The 20710-nt window shown below is 62.9% G+C and carries 18 protein-coding genes; 11 read left to right on the plus strand and 7 right to left on the minus strand.

From position 1 onward, the window contains the following. Positions 1-209 precede the first annotated feature (209 nt). The 9 genes from V8J82_RS11650 to V8J82_RS11690 all read left to right on the plus strand — a co-directional run bounded on the left by V8J82_RS11650 (position 210) and on the right by V8J82_RS11690 (position 10352). Positions 210-1400 carry a CaiB/BaiF CoA transferase family protein gene (locus V8J82_RS11650; RefSeq protein ID WP_339975457.1) on the plus strand — a complete coding sequence of 397 codons (1191 nt, stop codon included), beginning with the start codon at positions 210-212 and terminating at the stop codon, positions 1398-1400. After that, on the plus strand, positions 1397-2167 hold the full coding sequence (locus V8J82_RS11655) for a citryl-CoA lyase (protein WP_339975459.1): 771 nt from the start codon (positions 1397-1399) through the stop codon (positions 2165-2167). Before V8J82_RS11650 ends, V8J82_RS11655 begins: the two co-directional genes overlap by 4 nt. Further along, a complete protein-coding gene (locus V8J82_RS11660; RefSeq protein ID WP_339975461.1) occupies positions 2154-3185 on the plus strand; it encodes an AbrB family transcriptional regulator in 1032 nt (343 codons plus the stop codon). Before V8J82_RS11655 ends, V8J82_RS11660 begins: the two co-directional genes overlap by 14 nt. A 79-nt stretch (positions 3186-3264) precedes the next feature. Further along, positions 3265-4149, plus strand: a complete 885-nt coding sequence (locus V8J82_RS11665; protein WP_339975463.1) for an NAD(P)-dependent oxidoreductase — start codon at positions 3265-3267, stop codon at positions 4147-4149. Then, positions 4150-5238: a tRNA 2-selenouridine(34) synthase MnmH gene (mnmH, locus tag V8J82_RS11670; protein WP_339975465.1), complete on the plus strand. Its 1089-nt coding sequence runs from the start codon at positions 4150-4152 to the stop codon at positions 5236-5238. A gap of 124 nt (positions 5239-5362) precedes the next feature. Further along, the gene (locus V8J82_RS11675) at positions 5363-8485 is read left to right on the plus strand and encodes a valine--tRNA ligase (protein WP_339975467.1); all 3123 of its coding nucleotides are present in this window, start codon (positions 5363-5365) and stop codon (positions 8483-8485) included. Beyond that, complete coding sequence (locus tag V8J82_RS11680) at positions 8482-8724, plus strand: hypothetical protein (protein ID WP_339975469.1); 243 nt, start codon at positions 8482-8484, stop codon at positions 8722-8724. The genes V8J82_RS11675 and V8J82_RS11680 overlap by 4 nt, the downstream gene beginning before the upstream one ends. 75 nt (positions 8725-8799) lie before the next feature. Further along, positions 8800-9150 (plus strand): SH3 domain-containing protein, encoded by a 351-nt coding sequence (locus V8J82_RS11685; protein WP_339975471.1) that lies wholly within the window; start codon positions 8800-8802, stop codon positions 9148-9150. 98 nt (positions 9151-9248) lie between these two features. Continuing rightward, positions 9249-10352, plus strand: coding sequence for a pyridoxal phosphate-dependent aminotransferase (locus V8J82_RS11690; RefSeq protein WP_339975473.1), 1104 nt, complete (start codon positions 9249-9251; stop codon positions 10350-10352). On the opposite strand, the gene V8J82_RS11695 is transcribed toward V8J82_RS11690, so the two are convergent. After that, complete coding sequence (locus V8J82_RS11695) at positions 10349-11551, minus strand: pyridoxal-phosphate-dependent aminotransferase family protein (RefSeq protein ID WP_339975476.1); 1203 nt, start codon at positions 11549-11551, stop codon at positions 10349-10351. The genes V8J82_RS11690 and V8J82_RS11695 overlap by 4 nt on opposite strands. 121 nt (positions 11552-11672) lie before the next feature. Here V8J82_RS11695 and ygfZ point away from each other — a divergent pair, with 121 nt between their 5' ends. Then, the gene (ygfZ, locus tag V8J82_RS11700; RefSeq protein WP_339975478.1) at positions 11673-12419 is read left to right on the plus strand and encodes a CAF17-like 4Fe-4S cluster assembly/insertion protein YgfZ; all 747 of its coding nucleotides are present in this window, start codon (positions 11673-11675) and stop codon (positions 12417-12419) included. Positions 12420-12466: 47 nt separating this feature from the next. Here the strand turns inward: ygfZ and V8J82_RS11705 are convergent, their stop codons facing one another. From V8J82_RS11705 to ileS, 4 genes are all read right to left on the minus strand, one after another. Further along, on the minus strand, positions 12467-12925 hold the full coding sequence (locus tag V8J82_RS11705; protein ID WP_339975480.1) for a methylated-DNA--[protein]-cysteine S-methyltransferase: 459 nt from the start codon (positions 12923-12925) through the stop codon (positions 12467-12469). Positions 12926-12929: 4 nt separating this feature from the next. Beyond that, entirely contained in the window at positions 12930-13196 is a 267-nt protein-coding gene (locus V8J82_RS11710) for a DUF3253 domain-containing protein (RefSeq protein ID WP_439650057.1), read from the minus strand. Then, positions 13189-14052: a glutathione-dependent disulfide-bond oxidoreductase gene (gene yghU, locus V8J82_RS11715; RefSeq protein ID WP_339975482.1), complete on the minus strand. Its 864-nt coding sequence runs from the start codon at positions 14050-14052 to the stop codon at positions 13189-13191. The genes V8J82_RS11710 and yghU overlap by 8 nt, the downstream gene beginning before the upstream one ends. A 144-nt stretch (positions 14053-14196) precedes the next feature. Continuing rightward, the gene (ileS, locus tag V8J82_RS11720) at positions 14197-17160 is read right to left on the minus strand and encodes an isoleucine--tRNA ligase (RefSeq protein WP_339975484.1); all 2964 of its coding nucleotides are present in this window, start codon (positions 17158-17160) and stop codon (positions 14197-14199) included. A gap of 248 nt (positions 17161-17408) precedes the next feature. Between ileS and V8J82_RS11725 the strand changes: the two genes are divergently transcribed. After that, positions 17409-18608, plus strand: coding sequence for an FAD-dependent oxidoreductase (locus V8J82_RS11725; protein WP_339975486.1), 1200 nt, complete (start codon positions 17409-17411; stop codon positions 18606-18608). Here the strand turns inward: V8J82_RS11725 and V8J82_RS11730 are convergent. Together V8J82_RS11730 and V8J82_RS11735 are read right to left on the minus strand one after the other, a co-directional pair. Continuing rightward, entirely contained in the window at positions 18583-19509 is a 927-nt protein-coding gene (locus tag V8J82_RS11730; RefSeq protein ID WP_339975488.1) for a DMT family transporter, read from the minus strand. The two genes, V8J82_RS11725 and V8J82_RS11730, sit on opposite strands and share 26 nt — an antisense overlap. A gap of 107 nt (positions 19510-19616) precedes the next feature. Further along, positions 19617-20633 carry a YcjF family protein gene (locus V8J82_RS11735; protein ID WP_339975490.1) on the minus strand — a complete coding sequence of 339 codons (1017 nt, stop codon included), beginning with the start codon at positions 20631-20633 and terminating at the stop codon, positions 19617-19619. Between the last annotated feature and the right edge of the window lie 77 nt (positions 20634-20710).

Below are 20710 nucleotides of genomic sequence, written 5' to 3' on the forward strand. Positions count from 1 at the left end.
AAGATGATACACCCGGACCGGACTCAAGCGCACAGCGCGCCGGGCCATCGCCGTCCTGCCCCCCGGGGCGGCGATTTGGTGGACATATGCGCTTTGCTCACTCGCAGTGCGGATTTGGCAGCCATAAAGTGCCCTAGCCACGCAGTTGGATCGCCACCCTGCGAGACGGCGATGACACTGACCCCCGGCCTGGCGATACAGGTCTGTTCATGACCGCCCCCCTCGCCGATATCCGCGTTCTCGACCTGACCAACGTCCTCGCAGGCCCCTTCGCCTGCCACCAACTGGCCCATCTTGGCGCCGAGGTGATCAAGGTCGAAACGCCCAAAGGCGGCGACCTGGCTCGCAATCTCGGGGCCTCGCCCGAGCTGAGTGCGCAAGGGATGGGGATCAGCTTTCTGGCGCAGAATGCGGGCAAAAGATCCATTACGCTCAACCTTAAACACGCCAAGGGCAAGGCGGCTCTGAAACGGCTGGTCAGCACCGCCGACGTGCTGGTCGAAAACTTCCGCCCCGGCGTGATGGAGCGTCTGGGCCTCTCTTACGAGGTCCTGCGCCAGGTTAATCCGCGCCTCATCTACTGTGCCATTTCGGGCTTTGGACAGGATGGCCAGCTGGCCCAAAACCCTGCCTATGACCAGATCATCCAGGGCGCTTCGGGCGTCATGTCGATCACCGGTGACGGCACCACGCCGTTTCGCGTGGGCTATCCGATCAGCGACACGATTGGCGGGCTGACAGCGGCGATGGCGATCAGCGCGGCGCTCAACGCGCCCCAGCGCGGCAGCTTCATCGACGTTTCCATGCTGGAGGCGACGCTGGCGACGATGGGTTGGGTCGTGTCGAACCATCTGATCGGCGGCGCGGCGCCCCAAGCCCATGGCAATGAAAATCCCACCTCCGCGCCGTCGGGCCTGTTTCAGGCGCAAGACGCGCCGCTCAACATCGCCGCCAACAAGGATGAACAATGGCGGGCGCTTGCCCGGCTTTTGGGCCGCGACGACCTGCTCGACGATCCCCGCTTTGTCACGCGAGAGGATCGCAAGGCCAACCGCCACGCCTTGCGCGCTGAGCTAGAAACCGTGCTGACGACCCGACCCGCCGCCCATTGGGTCGCGGCGTTGAACGCGCAAGGCATCCCTGCCGGTCCCGTCCTGACCGTGCCCCAGGCGCTGGCGCACCCCCAGATCGCGGATCGCGGGCTGGTCACGCGGTTCGACGATGTGCCGGGGCTGGGCCAGCCCATTGATGTGGTGACGGCGGGGTTCCGGATGGATGATACGCGGCCCTTCGTCGGCACGCCTCCGCCCATTCTGGGGCAGGACACGCGGGACATCCTGGGGGAACTGGGCTACTCCGAGGTTGAGATCCAAACCATGGCCAAGGACGACGCGATATGAGCGATGTTTCCGATTGGTGGCGCACCCGGATCATCGATATGGAACCCGGCCGCATCCATCTGCGCGGCCATCCGATCGAGGATCTGATCGGCCATCGCAGCTTTGCCCAGATGATCTGGCTGATGGTCACCGGTGAAGAGATTTCCGGCCCGCGCGCCGACCTTTTCGAGGCCGCTTTGGTCGCCGCTGTCGATCACGGACCGCAAGCGCCGTCAATTGCCGCGGCGCGCATGGCGACGACCTGCGGCGTCGGGTTGCAATCGGCGATGGCCACGGGGCTGAATATGCTGGGCGATGTCCATGGCGGGGCGGGGGAGCAGGCACTGGCCCTTTACCATCACGTGGATCGCGCGGGGCCCGAGGGGCTGGGCCTTGCGCTCGACACCTGGCGCGCCGAGCACGGGCCCTATCTGCCGGGTTTTGGACACCGCTTTCACACCACCACCGATCCGCGCGCGCCGCGCCTGTTGGAGCTGGTCGACGCGGTCGCCGAAACCGGCGGCGTGCCCGGATCCTACGGACAGATCGGCCGCGCGATCCAGGCGGACCTGGCGCGCGAAAAAGGCAAACCGGTGCCGATGAACATCGATGGCGCGACGGCCGTGATCTTCGCGGAACTGGGCTGCCCGGCCCCGCTGGCTCGGGGCTTTTTCTGCCTCTCGCGGAGCGTCGGGATCCTCGCCCATAGCTGGGAACAGACCCAGCAGGGCGGCCGCAACAAAGGCCCCACACCGCCCCAATATCGTTGGACCTATGACGGCACATGACGCGCGCGATATCGCGCTGACACTTCTGGTCGGCGGTGCTGGCGCTGGACTGGCCTCTCTGGTGGGGGCGCCCGCCGCTATGTTGACCGGCCCCGCATTGTTTGTGACGCTGGCCTGCCTGGCCGGGATGCGTGGCTTGATCCCTACACCCTTGCGCGATGCGTGTTTCCTTGGCCTGGGGATCGGGATCGGCGCAACCGTCACCCCCGATGTCATCGCCACCGCGATCACCTGGCCGCTGTCGCTGGCGGTGCTGACCCTCAGCTTGCTGACAATTCTGACCCTTGCACGGCTCTTGCTGGAACGTATGTTCGCCTTCGACCCGATGACGGCTTTGCTGTCTTCGGTGCCGGGGCATCTGAGCTATGTGATGGGGCTCAGTTCGGATCTGAAATCCGACCTCCGGCGCGTGGCCCTGGTGCAGACCATGCGTGTGTTGTTGCTGACATTGCTGGTTCCGGCGATCCTGGTCGCCTCGGGATTTGAGGGCGGGGTCCAAACCACCGCCTATGGGGTCCTGCCGCCGCTGCCATTGGCGCTTGTGGCTTTGGCCTCGCTTGCCACAGGCTTCGTGTTCAAATGGCTGAACATCCCCGCGGCCTTCCTCCTGGCGGGTATGGTCATGTCCGGCGCGCTTCATGGCACAGCGCTTGTGACCGGCGCGCCGCCTGTTTGGATCACCACCTTCGCCTTTGTCACCATGGGAGCCCTGATCGGGACACGGTTTAACGGGATCACCTTGCAAGAGTTGAAGGACGGTGCGCTGGCCGGGATCGGGACCACGTTGATCGCTTGCGCCATCGCCTCAATTGGCGCGCTGATCACGGCCCGTATCCTAGACTTGCCCGCCGCTATGCTGCTGATCGCCTTTGCGCCGGGCGGGGTCGAGATCATGGCCGCCATGGCCGTGCAGATCGGGGTGGAGCCTGCCTTTGTCGCCGCGCACCATGTGCTGCGGCTGCTGATCTTGACCGTTCTGGTGCCGATCTTGCTGGCCCGCCTGCGCCGCAGGCTCTGATCCCAAAGCCCACCTCCAACCGGCTGGACACCAGACCCTCCGCTGCTAGGGTCCGGCCAAGTACATAGCGGAGGACAGCATGGCACATGTGACATTCCTGGGCCTGGGGGTCATGGGCTACCCGATGGCGGCCCATCTTTTGAACGCGGGCCATCAGGTGACGGTCTATAACCGCACCACATCGAAGGCCGAACAATGGGCTTCTGACACCGGAGGCAAATGGGCACCGACCCCGAAAGAGGCTGTGTCGGGCGCCGATTTCGTGATGGCCTGTGTCGGGAACGACGATGATTTGCGCTCGGTCGTGCTGGGCGATGACGGCGCCTTCGCGGGCATGTCAGACGGTGCGATTTTCGTCGACCACACGACCGTGTCCGCCATCGTCACCCGCGAATTGGCCGCCATCGGCGCCGATAAAGGCATCGGCTGGGTTGATGCGCCGGTTTCGGGCGGCCAGGCAGGCGCTGAAAACGGCCAGCTTGCCGTCATGTGCGGCGGCGACGAGGCGCATTTTGAGGCCGCCAAACCGATCATTGCGGCCTATTCCAAAGGCACCGTCCATTTTGGCGAGGTCGGTAGCGGGCAATTGGTCAAAATGGTCAACCAGGTCTGCATTGCCGGCGCGATCCAGGCCGTGTCCGAAGGGCTCTACATGGCGATGCGCGCAGGGCTCGATGCCAAAAAGGTGGCGGATCTGGTCAGCCAGGGCGCTGGCGGCTCGTGGCAATTGGCCAACCGCGCGGGCACGATGATCGACAATGAGTTCAACCACGGCTTCGCCGTCGATTGGATGCGCAAGGATCTCGGCATCGCACTGGCGCAAGGCAAGGACATGGGACTGTCGATGCCAGTCACGGCGATGGTCGATCAATTCTATGCCGAGGTGCAGCAGATGGGCGGCGGGCGGTGGGATACGTCCAGCCTGATCCAACGGTTCCGCAAGATGAACGATGATGGATTTTAGGTGCCCTACACGCTCACGGACCTCGCGGCGCTGAACAGAGCGGGATTCGACAGCATCATCGATGTCCGCAGCCCGTCGGAATTTGCCGAAGACCACGTGCCGGGCGCGGTGAACATGCCGGTCCTGTCAAATGACGAACGCGCCCGCGTCGGCACGATTTATACGCAGGACAGCCCTTTTAAGGCCCGCAAGATCGGGGCTGCGCTCGTGGCGCGCAATGCGGCGGCGGCGATTGAGACGCATCTGATGAACCGGGATGGCGGCTGGCGCCCTCTGGTCTATTGCTGGCGCGGCGGGCAGCGCTCGGGCAGTTTCGCCTCGATCCTGTCGCAGATCGGCTGGCGCGTCGATGTGCTGGAGGGCGGCTACCAATCCTGGCGCCGCCATGTCGTGGCGCAGCTTTACGACGCCGCTTTACCGTTTCACATCCTGCGGCTCGACGGGTTCACCGGCACCGCGAAAACTGACATTTTGCGGCGCGCCGGGGCGATGGGGGCTCAGGTTCTCGATCTGGAAGGGCTCGCGTGCCATCGCGGGTCGATCTTAGGCGATATCGACGGTCCGCAACCGGCGCAAAAATGGTTCGAAACCGAGATCCTGACCGCGCTGAGCGGGTGTGACCCATCCCGCCCTTTGCTGGTTGAGGCGGAATCCGCGCGCATCGGCGCGCTGCGCCTGCCGCCCGCTCTTTGGGGGGCGATGAAGGCCAGCCCCCGGATCGTCCTGCAGACCACGCCCGAATACCGCGCGCGCTATCTCGCGGCGCAATATGCCGATCTGGCATCGAACACTGTCGACCTGCGCGCCCGGCTCGACGGGTTGCGCGCCTTGGCGGGCCACGGCGTGGTGGAGGCATGGCTGCGGATGCTGACCGCGGGCAACCATGTGGAGCTGGCCCAGGCCCTGATCACCGAGCATTACGACCCCGCCTATGGCCGCCTGCGCCGTGCGGACCAGATGCCGATCCGCGCGCGGATCGATGTCGGCGATCTAGGTGACGCGGCCCTGACAAAAGCCGCCGGGGCTGTGCTCGATCTGATCGATGCCGAAACCGCCGAACCGCGCCGCGCGGCCCGCGGGTCAAATTGATATAGGATTGATATACCTGATGGCAGAGGTGCCAACCTAGATCGCGACCTCTGCGCCAATCCCCCTTGGCCTTCCCGTGCCAACTCGCTAACTCATCCTTCAAGCGAATGAAGGGGCCGGACCCATGGACAAGAGTTTCAACGCCGCCGAGGCCGAAGCGCGGATTTACGCGCGATGGGAAGATGAGAATTGCTTTGCCGCTGGCGCCAATGCCAAGCCGGGTGCTGAGCCGTTTTCGATCATGATCCCGCCCCCCAACGTGACCGGCGTTCTCCATGTGGGCCACGCTTTTAACAATACATTACAAGACGTTCTGACCCGTTGGCATCGGATGCGCGGCTTCGACACGCTCTGGCAACCGGGCACCGATCACGCAGGGATTGCGACCCAAATGGTTGTCGAACGAGAATTGTCGTTGTCGCAGATCCAGCGTCGGGATCTGTCCCGTGATGAGTTCCTGGGCCACGTCTGGGACTGGAAGGCGAAATCCGGCGGCACGATCCGTGAACAACTCAAGCGCCTTGGCGCCTCCTGCGATTGGTCGCGCGAGGCCTTCACCATGTCCGGTGCCCCCGGCGCGCCCGATGGGGAAGAGGGGAATTTCCACGACGCGGTGATCAAAGTCTTTGTGGATATGTACAACAAGGGCTTGATCTACAAGGGAAAACGCCTGGTCAACTGGGACCCGCATTTTGAAACCGCGATCTCGGATCTTGAGGTCGAGAACAACGATGTCGCCGGTCACATGTGGCACTTCAAATACCCGCTCGCCGGCGGCGCGACCTACGAATACATCGAGAAAGACGAGGACGGGCAAGTCACCCTGCGCGAGACACGGGACTACATCTCCATCGCAACAACCCGGCCCGAAACCATGCTGGGTGACGGCGCCGTCGCGGTTCATCCCGATGATGAACGTTATGCGCCAATCGTTGGAAAACTCTGCGAAATTCCGGTCGGGCCCAAGGAATACCGCCGCCAGATCCCGATTATCACCGATGAATATCCCGACCCAGATTTCGGCTCTGGCGCGGTGAAGATCACCGGCGCCCACGATTTCAACGATTACGCTGTCGCCAAACGCGGGGACATTCCGTGCTACCGGCTGATGGACACCAAAGGCCATTTGCGTGACGATGGTGTGCCCTATGCCGACGCCGCGGCGACAGCGCAAGCCGTTGCAAAGGCTGAAAAAACCCTGACCGAAATGGAGGTCGACGCCCTGAACCTGGTGCCCGACCATCTGCGCGGGCTCGACCGGTTCGAGGCCCGTGAAAAGGTCGTCGCTGAGATCACCGCCGAGGGCCTGGCCGTTATGACAACGTCCGACGACCCGCGCCTTGGCAAGAAGAAGATCGACGACGAGGTCACGCAAGTTCCGCTGGTCGAAGCCAAGCTGATCACCCAGCCTTTCGGCGATCGGTCGAAGGTCGTCATCGAGCCGATGCTGACCGACCAATGGTTTGTTGATACAGCAAAAATCGTCGGCCCCGCGCTCGACGCCGTTCGCGATCGCCGCACCAAAATCATGCCCGATCAGCAGCGGAAGGTCTATTTCCATTGGCTCGAAAATATCGAGCCCTGGACGATCTCCCGCCAGCTCTGGTGGGGACACCAGATCCCGGTTTGGTATGGATTTGATCTAAGTGCCCATGGCTTTGTCGACGATGAGGGTGATGGCGCGCTTGATGAAGTCGAGATGATGCGCATCCTCGATGCTCAGACCCTGCTAAAAGGCGATGAACGGCATCATAGCGCCGCCGATTTCGATGATGTGTCTCAGCAGTTCAACGATGTTCTGGCAGGACTGCCGACGCCTCTTAACCATGCGCGCGTTGTCGAGGTGAGCGATCGGTCAGAGGCGGCGCACATGCTGGCGGCGGGTCTCGCAGATTATACCGTCAATCAAGACCCGACCCATCTTGTCTACCCGGTTTGGCGCGATCCCGACGTGCTCGACACCTGGTTCTCTTCCGGCCTCTGGCCCATCGGTACTCTGGGATGGCCGGAGCAGACCGCGGAATTGCAGAAATACCACCCGACTTCCGTCCTCGTCTCCGGCTTTGATCTGATCTTCTTCTGGGTCGCGCGGATGATGATGATGCAGCTCGCCGTCGTGGACGAGGTGCCGTTCAAAGACGTCTACATGCATGCCCTGGTCCGAGACGAGAAGGGCAAGAAGATGTCGAAAAGCACGGGCAACGTGCTCGACCCGCTGGAGCTGATCGACGAATACGGCGCCGATGCGCTGCGCTTCACGATGACCGCCATGGCCGCCATGGGGCGTGACCTGAAGCTGTCCAAGGACCGCATCGCGGGTTACCGGAATTTCGGCACCAAACTGTGGAACGCCGCGCGCTTTGCCGAAATGAACGAGTGCAAACCCAGCGCCGATTTCGACCCGGCCAGCGTGACGCAGACAGTGAATAAATGGATCATCGGCGAAACCGCGCGTGCCCGTTTGACCCATGATGACGCGATGGCGGCCTATCGGTTCAACGATGCGGCGAACGGGCTGTATCAATTCGTCTGGGGCAAGGTCTGCGACTGGTATCTGGAATTTGCCAAGCCGCTTTTCGCCTCGGGCGATGAGGCCGTCATCGCGGAAACCCGCGCGACGATGGCCTGGGTCATCGACCAATGTCTGATCCTTCTGCACCCGACCATGCCCTTCATCACCGAAGAGCTTTGGGGCGAAATCGTCGAGCGGCCCAAGATGTTGGTCCATACCGATTGGCCCAGCTACGGATCTGAATTGATTGATGAAAATGCCGAGCGTGAGATGCGCTGGGTGATTTCCTTGATCGAAGCCATACGCTCGGCCCGGCAACAGATGCACGTTCCGGCGGGGCTGAAATGCCAGCTTCTGCAAAGCGATTTGGACACGGCGGGGCAGGGCGCCTTTGCCCGCAACTCGGCGATGATCGAACGCCTGGCGCGGTTGTCCGAAGTCACACCGATTGACGCCTTCCCGAAAGGCACCGTCACCATTGCTGTCGATGGCGGCACATTCGGCCTGCCCATCGCGGATCTGATCGATGTGGGTGAAGAAAAGGCGCGGTTGGAAAAGACCCTGGGCAAACTCGCGAAAGAACTCGGCGGGTTACGCGGGCGGCTCAACAACCCGAAATTCGCCGAAAGCGCCCCGCCTGAAGTGGTAGAGGAAACGCAAGACAACCTCGCGGCCCGCGAAGAGGAAGAGGCTCGCTTGAAAGAGGCGCTCGCGCGGTTGGCCGAGGTCGGGTGATCCGGACGCTGCGCCGATGGTTCTGGCGACTGGCTGGGATCGTCCTGTGCGCCACGTCGTGGCTGATCGCCATGGGGATCTATTCCCTTGGTGTCGATTGGTTCCTGGATGATTATCAGATCACCGGGATTGAGGAATTGTTGATCTACGGGGTCGTCGATTTTACCGGCCAAATTGGCGGGGTAGTGCTGTTTTCTTTGGGCGGTCCGTTCTTGCTCTGGCTCTTCTGGGACACATGAGCGACGGTTTTCCGCCGTTGATCGGTTACGCATCCTGGGGCAAGCTTGGGCATTCTTCTTGTCGGAGTCTTTGTTATGAGCCCCTTTTTTCGCAGCCTTTCATTAATCTTCGCGTTTGTTCTGATGCTCAGCGCCAGCGCCCAAGCAACCGGTCACGGCCCTGGTGGCTATGGCAATGACGGTCACGGCCCAGATTTCTGGCGCGTGCACAACGTCGCGTCCTATGACGTACTGAACGTGCGCTACGGTCCGGGCGTGCGCTATCACATCGTGGATCGCCTGCCGCACAATGCCCGTGGTGTTCAGCTTTTGGGCTGCCAGACGATCTCCACCAGCTATGGCCCAGCAAACTGGTGCTATGTGGCTTGGCAGGGATATGAGCGCGGCTGGGTTAACGCCCGCTTTTTGCGCGAAGACAACTACTAAGCCGACTTAGCTGCCCCGGATCGAACTGGGGCGGCGGTCTTCGGCGCCTGTCTTCTTGAGGCTTGCGGCGCGGTGCGTTTTCCGCTTTCTCGGGTGGCATGACCGATCCGCGCTATACTCAGCTGGCCCAGGGCCTGCCCGCCACCGTGCCCTTTGTGGCCCCCGAAACCCAGGAACGCAGCCGCGGCGCGCCCTTTTTGGCGCGTTTGGGGGCGAATGAAAGTGTCTTTGGCCCCTCGCCCCTTGCCATTCAGGCGTTGGCTGACGCGGCCTCCGGCGCCTGGATGTATGGGGACCCGGAAAATTACGATTTGCGTGCGGCGCTGGCCACCCATCACGCGATTTCACCGGAAAACATCGTGGTGGGGGAGGGGATTGACGGCCTGCTCGGCTATCTGGTGCGGCTGTTGATCGAGCCCGGCGATGCGGTTGTGACCTCCGACGGAGCCTATCCGACCTTTAACTACCATGTCGCAGGCTTTGGCGGGCAATTACACAAAGTGCCCTATTTGGGTGATCATGAAGATCCCGAGGCTTTGATCGCGAAGGCTGCTGAGCTTGACGCGAAGCTGATCTACTTCGCCAACCCCGACAATCCGATGGGCTCCTGGCATAAGGCCGACGCAATCCAGGATATGATCGCGAAGTTGCCTGAGGGTTGCGTGTTGGCGCTGGACGAAGCCTATGCCGACACCGCCCCGGCCGAGGCAATCCCACCCTTGGATTTGACCCATCCGCGGGTGATCCGGTTTCGCACGTTTTCAAAGGCTTACGGCTTGGCGGGGATGCGGGTGGGCTACGGGCTCGCGGCGCCGGATTTCGCTTTGGCCTTCAACAAGATCCGCAATCATTTCGGCGTTGGTCGCGTGGCGCAGGCGGCGGCCCAGGCGGCGCTTGAAGATCAGGCCTACCTAACTCAAACCGTTGCCCAGATCGCTAGAGCGCGAGACCGGATCGGCGACATTGCCCGTGACAACGGGCTGATCCCACTGCCCTCTGCCACGAATTTCGTGACCATCGATTGCGGGCGCGACGGCGATTATGCGCGGGCGGTTCTCAAGGCGCTTGTCGCTCGGGGCATCTTCGTGCGGATGCCGTTCACCGCGCCGCAAGACCGCTGTATCCGCGTGTCCTGTGCGCCTGACGCGGCGCTGGATGCCTTTGCAGACGCCTTGCCCTTGGCATTGGCCGAGGCAGGCTAGGCCGCTTCGGCGATCACCCGCATCGCGGCCTCAAGACCCGTCGCACCGTGGGGGATCTGAAGGGCCGTCATCCCGGCCTGCAGGCTCGACAGTACACCCAGCACCATATGCGAGTTCACATGGCCCATATGGCCGATCCGCAGCATGTCTTCGGGCGCGACACCTTCAGGCTGCGAGCCGGGCAGCGGGATACCCAAGGTCACGCCCGCCTGATCGGTCATCCAATCGCGCAGGCGCTGGCCGTTTCCGGGCCCGAAATTCAGCGTGGTAACGGCATGGCTGCGTTTCGACCGCTCGGCGATCTGCGGGCGGACAGGGCCGGCCTGCCCCCAAACTTCGACCGCCGCCCAGATCGCCTGGGCCAGAACCTGATGGCGCCGGATCACCGCATCCAGACCTTCCTCATGCAGGATCATATCCAGCGCCTTGCGCAAGCCATAAAGATGATGCGTCGGCGCCGTGCCACAGAAATACTGATAAAACACAGGCGCTTCGACACGGGGCCGCCAATCCCAATAGGACGTGACCAATTGAGCCGTGTCGCGCGCCTTGTCGGCACGGTCGTTGAAATAGACGAAAGACAGGCCCGGCGGCGTCATCAGACCTTTCTGACAGCCCGTCACCATCACATCGACGCCCCACGCATCCATATGAAAATCGTCGACCGCCAGGCACGCGATGTTGTCCGAGCACAAGAGGGCGGGGTGGCCCGCCTCATCCAGCGTTTTGCGCAAAGCTTGGATATTGTTCTTCACACTGGTCGACGTGTCGACATGAACGGCCAGCACGGCTTTGATGTCATGGTCTTTATCGGCGTCCAACGCCTCGGCCACGCGGGCCATGTCGATATCCGATTGCGCGCCGAAATCGATGATCTGGCAGTCAACGCCCATCATCTTGGCCATTTCACCCCATCCCAGGCAAAACCGCCCGGTGCCCAGAACCAGGATCTTATCCCCGCGGCTGAGAATATTGACCAAAGCGGCCTCCCAGGCGCCATGGCCATTAGCGATATAGATCGCCACGTTGTGCTCCGTGCGGGCCACGGCCTTCAAGTCCGGCACCATCCCATCGACCATCTCCGGCAATTCGCCAGCATAGATGTTGGGCGCCGCCCGGTGCATCGCCTGCAAGACCCGATCGGGCATCACCGATGGTCCGGGAATGGCAAGATAATGGCGACCATTGGCAAGGGTCATGGGGCGGCTCCGTGGACGGGGTGGGTTTTGGCAGAGGTATCGCGGCCCCTTTGGCCGGTCAATGTTGCCGCGGGACGGTCTGATGATTACCTGTGATATCACGGATCAAGGGGGCTTAACCATGTCAGGCGAAACAGCAACGGATCGCAGCGTGTTGCGGATCAGCGGCGCGGATGCGCATGACTTTCTGAAGGGCCTTGTCACCCGCGACGCGGAGCCTAGCGAATTGGTCTATTCCGCCTTGCTGACACCCCAGGGGAAGTATCTGGCCGATTTCTTTTTGCTCGATCGCGGTGATGACATCCTGATCGACGTCAAATCAGATATGGTGCCGGGACTGGCGCAGCGGTTGATGATGTATCGCCTGCGCGCCGATGTGCAGATTGAAGAGGCCAACATGCCGGTGACCCGCGGGACTGGCGATATGCCCGAAGACGCCTTTGTCGATCCGCGTCACCCGGATCTGGGTTGGCGGGCTTATGGTACAACCGGTGCTGTGCCCGCGATCGATTGGGACGCGCTGCGCGTGGCCCATTCGATCCCCGAAACCGGGATCGAGTTGGTCCCGAATGAGACCTACATCCTAGAGGTGGGCTTCGACCGGTTGGGCGGTGTTGATCACCGCAAGGGCTGCTATGTGGGTCAGGAGGTGACCGCTCGGATGAAACACAAGACCGAGTTGCGCAAAGGGCTTGCTACGGTCGCGGTCAGCGGCACCGCCCCCGTCGGAACCCCGATCAATGCCGGGGAGAAACCCGTTGGAACGCTCTACACGCAAGCCAATGGTGCGGGTCTGGCATATCTTCGATTTGACCGGGCGAAGGGGATGATGCGGGCCGGTGACGCCGCGATCACTCTGCCAGACTAGGCTGTGGATAAAAGCGGGGATTGATCGCGTTAAGGAAATCTGTTAACCTATATTAACAGTCCTGCCGCGCCTTCATGTCGCAAAAGCCATACTTTTGCTTCGATGCCTTGTGGAGCGGAAAAGCCGCCGAGATGGCCGGTGCCGAGTATCCTGTGGCAGGGGATCAGGATTGGGATGTTGTTTGCCCCGCAGGCTTGACCGACCGCTTGGGCGGGTATGCCAACCTCTGTCGCGACATCGCCATAAGTGCGCGTGTCGCCCAAGGGGATGGCCCGCATCGCATTCCACACGGCGCCGGTCGCATCGTTGCGTCCGTGGCGGATCGGGACGCTGAACTCTGTCAGCTGTCCGTCGAAATAGGCCACCAACTCCGACGCAGCTTCGCGCAGCAGCGGCGTGTCGGCAGCCGCGTCCACCTTGCGCCAGCCGGATTTGACAATCGCGCCGTCGGCCTCCTCCAGGTAGACGGGGCCGAGGGGTGTGTCGACAGAGATGCGCTGTTCCATGGCCCTAACCTGCGTCTGGCGCGCCCTTCGCACAACCCGGATCCTGCGCCAAACGGATCAGGCCGCGGGCCGTAATGGGATCAACCGGCACGCCTCTCTGGGTGGCGCGCAGGCCAAGCTGTTTCGCCACCCGCCGCACCTCTGGCATCAGCGGGCGCCAATCCTTGGCCACCGCCCTGGCGGCCTCCGACGGACAGAATGTGCGCCCCGCCCGCTCGGCGCCAAGGCGCAGGAGCGCCTCGGCGATCTGATCGTCGGAAATCTCAGCCAATCTTGTCCTGCGTCTTCGTCGCGAAATCCTCTGCGGAGTGGCGTTCGTGCAGCTGTTCATGGGGTTCTCCGAACGTGCGGTTCACCATCTTGCCGCGCTTGGCGCCGGGCCGGGCCTCGATCCGCTCGGCCCAGGCGATGACGTTCTTGTATTCATGCACCGACAGGAATTCTCCCGCATTATAGGCGCCGCCCAGGGCCAGGCGCCCATACCAGGGGGCAATCGCCATATCGGCGATGGTATATTCGCCACCGACCATCCATTCGTTTTCGGCCAAATGCTTGTCCAACACGTCCATCTGGCGCTTGGTCTCCATCGCGTAGCGGTTGATGGGATATTCCATCGGGTAGGGGGCATAGGCATAGAAATGCCCGAAGCCGCCGCCCAGGAAGGGTGCGCTGCCCATCTGCCACATCAACCAGCTGAGCAATTCGGGTCGTGCCTTCGCAGGTCCCAGGAAGGCGTCGAACTTCTCGGCGAGGTGCATCATGATTGCAACGGATTCGAAGACCCGCACGGGCTCTGGCCCCGAACGGTCCAGTAGGGCGGGGATTTTCGAGTTTGGGTTCAGCTCGACAAAGCCGCTGCCGAATTGATCGCCATCGCCGATCTTGATCAGCCAGGCGTCATATTCTGCGTCGGAATAGCCTGCCTCCAGCAGTTCTTCGAAGAGCAGCGTTACCTTCACACCGTTGGGCGTGGCCAGTGAGTAGAGCTGAAACGGATGGTCGCCCACCGGCAGCTCTTTGTCATGGGTGGCGCCCGCGATGGGCCGGTTCAGCTTGGCCCATTCCCCGCCATTCTCGGCGTCCCAGGTCCAGACTTTCGGGGGAGTGTATTCCTCTTGGCGTGCCATCTGTCGCGTCCTTTGTCCTATTTGCGGGCAAGCTAGGACGCGGCGCGGCAAAACCCAAGGCACAAGCCTGTGTGCATTCGCGAAGGGTTGAAACGCGCATGTCGGATGGGAAAGGGCGCGCCGCGGCACGCCCTTTTAGATCTTTTATGAAAGCGCGCTGTCGCAGCGCGCGCAGACACCTTCGTGGCGGTGGGTTCCCACATCGGGCAGGATCTTCCAGCAGCGCTGGCATTTCTGCCCTTCGGCCTTTTCGAACACTGTAGCGATCCCAGCGATCTCTGGCAGGCGGAATGCCTCGGCGGGGGCCGGGTCATCCGTCAGCACGATGTCGGAGGTGATGGTCATATCCTCGAACGCGACGGTCTTAAGTGCGGCGAGCGTATGCGCATCCTCGACATGAACAACCGGTGCGGCCTCCAGCGAGGCGCCGATGACTTTGTCGCGCCGTTGTACCTCTAGCGCCGCCGTCACCACGCGCCGCGCGGCGCGGACCTTGGCCCATTTCGTGGCCAAGGCCTCGTCCCGCCATGTGGTGGGCGTTTCGGGGATATCGACCAGATGGATCGAGCTGTCGTCACCCGGGTAGCGCTCCAGCCAAACCTCTTCCATCGTGAACACCAGGATCGGTGCCAGCCATGTCGTCAGCCGGTGGAACAGGATATCGAGCACCGTTCGCGCGGATCGCCGCCGGAGCGTATCGCCGTCGCAATACAAGGCATCCTTGCGGATGTCGAAATAGAAGGCCGACAGATCGGTCGTGGCGAAGGTGAAGACGGCCTGAAACACGCCCTGGAAATCGAACGCTTTGTAGCCATCCCGGACGACCTGATCGAGTTCCGCCAGCCGGTGCAGCACCCAGCGTTCCAGCTCCGGCATGTCGGCAGGCTCCACGCGATCCGCCTCGGTAAAGTCGTTCAGCGACCCAAGCATGAAGCGCATCGTGTTGCGTAGGCGGCGGTAGCTGTCCGCCGTGCCTTTCAGGATTTCCGGCCCGATCCGCTGGTCGGCGGTATAGTCCGTCTGCGCCACCCAGAGCCGTAGGATATCCGCGCCATATTGGTTGATGACGTCCTGGGGTGGCGTGATATTTCCCAATGATTTCGACTGTTTGAAGCCTTTTTCATCCAGCGTCATCCCGTGGGTGACCACGTTGCGATATGGCGCGCGCCCCGTTGTGCCGACCGATTGCAGCAGCGAGGAATGGAACCACCCGCGGTGCTGGTCGGTGCCTTCCATATAGACATCGGCGATGCCGTCTTCGGTTCCATCCTCACGGTCGCGCAGGACGAAGGCATGGGTGGAGCCGCTGTCGAACCACACGTCGAGGATGTCGAAGACTTGATCGTAATCATTCGGGTCCACATCGTTGCCCAGAAACCGCTCCTTGGCGCCGGGCTTGTACCACGCGTCGGCGCCCTCGGCCTCGAAGGCGTCGAGGATGCGCTGGTTCACGGCCTCGTTCCGCAGAAGGTAATCGGGGTCCGTCGGCAGGGCGCCCTTTTTGGTGAAACAGGTCAGCGGAACGCCCCAGGCGCGTTGACGGCCCAGAACCCAATCGGGGCGCGATTCCATCATGGAGTACAGGCGGTTGCGGCCCGATTGCGGGGTCCATTTGACGTGGTCGATCTCGGTCAGGGCGCGCTCGCGGATCGTGGTGCCATGCATGTCCAAACCGTCGCCCACCGGCCTGTCGATAGCGGCAAACCATTGCGGCGTGTTGCGGTAGATGATCGGGGCCTTGGACCGCCAGGAATGCGGGTAGGAATGCTTGATCTTCCCGCGCGCGAGCAGCCCGCCAACCTCGGCCAGCTTGTCGATGACGGCCTTGTTGGCATCACCTTCGCCGCCCTTCCGGGACAGGATATACTTGCCGCCGAAGAACGGCAGGCCGGCGCGGAAGGACCCGTCATCGAGCACGTTGTAGGTGAGAACCTGATCCAGCATTCCGAGATCGCGATAGAGCTCGTACTCCTCCATCCCGTGAGACGGCGCGCAGTGAACGAAGCCGGTGCCTTCCTCGTCTGAGACGAAATCGCCATGGCGGAAGTCGCGCGGCTCGTCCCATTCGCCGTCCGCTCCGGGCGCGTTTGCGAGGGGATGCAACACGTAAAGATCCTGTAGTTCTTCTGTAGTTACATCGCGCAGGCGCCGCCACTGGCCATCCTCCAACCGGGCGCGGGCCATGACGTCGGCCGCGCGGGTATCCGCGAGGATGTATCTGTCGCCGACCTTGGCCCAACATTCCTCGGGCGTGCCGGTCACCTTGTAGAGGCCGTAGGAGATGTCCCGCCCGAAGGCGACCGCCTTGTTGGACGGGATGGTCCAGGGCGTCGTCGTCCAGATCACCACATGCGCGCCGTCCAAATCACTGAGCGGTTCGACCTGCCCAACATCACCCTCGACGGCGGGTGTCGTGGCATCGATCAGCACCTTGAACTTCACCCAGATCGTGAAACTGTCCTTGTCGTGATATTCGACCTCGGCCTCAGCCAGCACCGTTTGCTCGATGGGGGACCACATCATGGGTTGCGACCCCTGATAGAGCGTCCCGTTCATCAGGAATTTCTGGAACTCTTCCGCGATGATCCGCTCGGCGCGGAAATCCATCGTCAGGTAGGGCTTGTCCCAAGTGCCCGTGATGCCGAGGCGCTTGAATTCCTCACGCTGAACACCGACCCAATGGTCCGCGAAGTCGCGGCATTCCTGCCGGAACTCGACGATATCCACATCGTCCTTGTTGCGGCCCTTCTTGCGGTACTGTTCCTCGATCTTCCATTCGATGGGCAGGCCGTGGCAATCCCAGCCGGGGATATAGCGGCTGTCATAGCCCATCATCTGGTGCGAGCGGACGATGATATCCTTGATCGTCTTGTTCAGCGCGTGGCCGATATGCAGGTTGCCATTCGCATAGGGCGGGCCGTCATGCAGCGTGAAGCTTTCACGTCCCTCTTTCTCGCGCAGGCGGTCATAGACACCGATCTTCTCCCACTTTGCCAGCCAGTCAGGCTCGCGCTTGGGCAGGCCCGCGCGCATCGGGAAATCGGTTTTTGGCAGGTTCAGCGTGTCTTTATAGTCCACGGACGCAGTATCGGCTTTGTCGGCGCACATTGCGTGGCGCTCCTCATCATCGGATATCATTTGGGGTGTAGCAGGGCGGTGCCAGGGCTCAAGCCCAAACACGCGTAAGATCCCGGCGCCTCAGGTGATCAGAGGGCCGGGCCGCTAATTCGAATGCAAAGGCCGAATATGCGTTCCATGGCGACCGTATAGGCCGAGGGGCCGCGAAGGTCAAAGGCCACGGCGCTGGAGCATCCTGCCGCATGGGCGCGACGTCGCGGGACGCTATGGTCCGACATATGGGACAGACGATTGCGATTGCGGGTGCGGGGATTGGTGGCTTGGCCGCCGCCGCTTTGTTGGCGGGCGATGGGCATCGGGTGGTCGTGTTCGACCAGTTCGAGGCGCCGCGCCCCGTGGGCTCGGGTTTGGTGATGCAACCGGTGGGGATGGAGGTGCTGCGCGCCGCCGGGGCGGCCGCCGAGGTTTTGGCCCGCGGCACACCGATCACCCGGATGTATGGCGATGAGGTGACCCGCGGGCGGGTCGTTCTGGCGGTGAATTATGGCCGCGGCCCGGAGCGGCAGGGTCTTGGCATCCACCGCGCGGCCTTGTTCCAGGCGCTCTATGATGCGGCGCAGGCCGGAGGTGCGCAGATTGTCCCGTCGAGCCCGGTCACGGGCCGGGACGGTCAGCGCCTGCGGGTGAATGGCGCTTTGGAAGGTCCGTTCGATTTGATCGTCGATGCGCTTGGTGCCGGATCGTCGCTGTCGCCACTGCGCGCCCGGCCTCTGAGCTATGGCGCGGTTTGGGCGACCGTGCCTTGGCCCGATGCCGCGCCCCATCCCGTGGACCGTCTGACGCAGAGGTATCGTCGCGCCGACCGGATGCTAGGTGTGCTGCCTGTGGGCACGATGCAAAGTGCCGCCGATACGCCCTTGGCGGCGATTTTCTATTCCTTGAGGTCGGATGCCATCGATGCCCATTTTGCGCGTCCCTTCGCGGATTGGCGGGACGAGGCCGCAGCGCTTTGGCCCGAATTCGAAACCTATCTGCCGGACAGTCTGAGCCACGATGATTTCACACCGGCCCGCTACACCCATGGCGCCCTGCGCCGCCCCTATGAGGACGGGTTGGTCCATATCGGCGATGCCGCGCATCGTGCCTCACCGCAATTGGGGCAGGGGGCGAATATGGCGCTGCTCGACGCGCGGGCGCTGCAATTGGCGTTGCGCGCGCATCGGGGCGAGGAGGCGTTGCGCCTTTATGCCGGGGCGCGGCGCTGGCATGTGTGGCTCTATCAGCTTCTTAGCGCGTCCTTCACGCCGCAATATCAGTCCGACAGCGCCTGGCTGCCCGTGTTGCGCGACCGCGTGCTGGCCCCGCTTAGCCAGATGCCGCCTGTGCCCGCCATCCTGACGCGGTTGGTCTGCGGCGATCTGGTGCCGCCGATGCCGGAACTGACGCCGCGCGCTATGCCGGATCTTGCACGCGCCTAGCCTGATTGCGTTCGCGCGCGACGATGTAGAGCCCCGAAGCGATGGTGACCGCGATCCCCGCCGTGGCCAATCCATTGGGCAGGTCGCCGAACATGGCAAAGCCGACCAAGGTCGCCAACGGGATTTCCAGATATTGCATCGGGGCCAGGGTGGCCGAGGGGGCGAAGCGCAGCGACCAGGTCATCAGAAGATGGCCGAGTGAGCCAAACAGGCCCAGGGCCAGGAACAGCCAGATTTCGGCGCCCATGGGTGCAATCCAGCCCACCAGAGGCGTCTCCATCGACACGGGCAGAAAGGCCAGCGGCGCGACCAGCGGCAGCGCCAAAAGGCCCGAGGCCCCCTGTAGCGCCATCGGCGCGATCTCTTTCGCCATGGCCCGTGTCACCAACATGAAAAACGCAAACACGAAGGCGACCCCGACCGGCAACAGCGCCGCCCATCCCACGGCGGCAAAGCTGGGTTGCACCACCATCAACGTGCCGACAAACCCCACGGCACAGGCGGCCAGGCGGCGCGGCCCGACCTCTTCATGCAAGATGAAATGGCCCAGGATCAGCATGATGAAGGGCATCACAAACGCGATGGCCACCGCATCCGCCAGCGGCAGGACCCGCAGGGCCGAGAACATCAGCAAAAGTCCGGCAATCTGCAGCAAGGTCCGCGCGATCGTCAGGCCGAGCACGCGTGTTGACGGGAACAATGCCGCCCCCATGGCCAGCGCGACAGGCGCAAACAGGATCGATTGCGCCAGAAACCGCACCAGGATCAGCTGCATCAGCGGAAAGTCTTCGCCCAGCAATTTTGCGAGCGCATCGGCAAAGGGGATCACCGCGCAAAAGCCCAACATCAGTGCGATGCCGAGAAGCGGACGGTCCTGGGTCGGAGGCGTTGCGGTGCTCATGCGCCTGCATCGCACGGCCCGCGCGGGATGTCAGCCCGTCTGCGTCCGCCGGTATCGGTCGCGCACCCGGCTTGGCGTCGTGCAACGCGATGGCTTTGGCCGGGGCATCAGCCCTCCGTCGCCGTATCGGTTTTTGAACCGAACAAGCCCGTCAATGCACGCCGGATCAGACCGGTGACGCTCGGCCTGCGCCCTTCGCCGAAGGGCAGCGGGCGACACACCTCCATCGCGGCCACGCCAACCCGCGCGGTCAGGGCGCCATTGACCACGCCTTCCCCGAACCGACGGGATACTTTGGACAGGATCGATCCGCCAAGGGCCGAGCCCAACACATCATCGCCGATGGCCACGGCCCCCGTCGCCACCAGATGGGTCAGCACCGCGCGGGTCAGCCGCCAGGATCCCAGCGTGCCCGCGCGCCCGCCATAGACTTCGGCAATCCGGCGGATCATCCGCAGGTTCGCGGTCAGCGCCGTGATCACATCGGCCAGCGCCAGGGGCACCAATGCCGTCACCGTTGCCACCTGACGGGCAGCCGCCTCCACCTCTGCCTGGGCCGCGCGGTCCAGCGGCAGCAGGATCTCGGTTTCCGTCAGTGCGAAGAGGCTTGTCGCATCGAACATCTCGTCGCGGCGGCGATCCAATGTCTCGCGCCCCAGCTTCAATTCAGGCCGCCCGGCATAAAGCGCACTGATCCGCCGTGTGATATCGCGCGCGCCGCTGACATCGCCCGCGGCCAAAGCCGCCTCAGCGCCCTGATGCAGCTGATCCAGCCGTCCCAGACGGGCAAACGCCGCCAGTTCCCGCAAGGCGATGATCAACAAGGCAAGCAGTACCGCGGCAATCAGCCCAAAGGCCGTCCAACCCAGCAGTGGCGAGCGCTCCAACAAGCCGGTCACAAAATCCCATGCCGCGAGCGACGCCGCGAAACCGATCAGCGCCAGAAGCGCGCTCCAAAAGAACCGCGCCAACCGCGACGGACGGCGCGCGCCCAGCCGGGCCACCACCTGCATCGCACGCCCATCGGGCAGCGGCAGATCATCGGGGACCGGCGCAGCCTCCGCAGGCCCCCTCTCGGGCCGCTCGTCCAGGTCAAACACAACGGGTCCGCGCCGCTTATCCATGGCTTACATCTTCCATTGGCTCAAAATACCCAAAAAACGGCTCCACAGGTGCGACCGGATGATACCGCATCGCCCAG

This window comes from Gymnodinialimonas mytili, assembly GCF_037544085.1.
GTDB lineage: Bacteria > Pseudomonadota > Alphaproteobacteria > Rhodobacterales > Rhodobacteraceae > Gymnodinialimonas > Gymnodinialimonas mytili.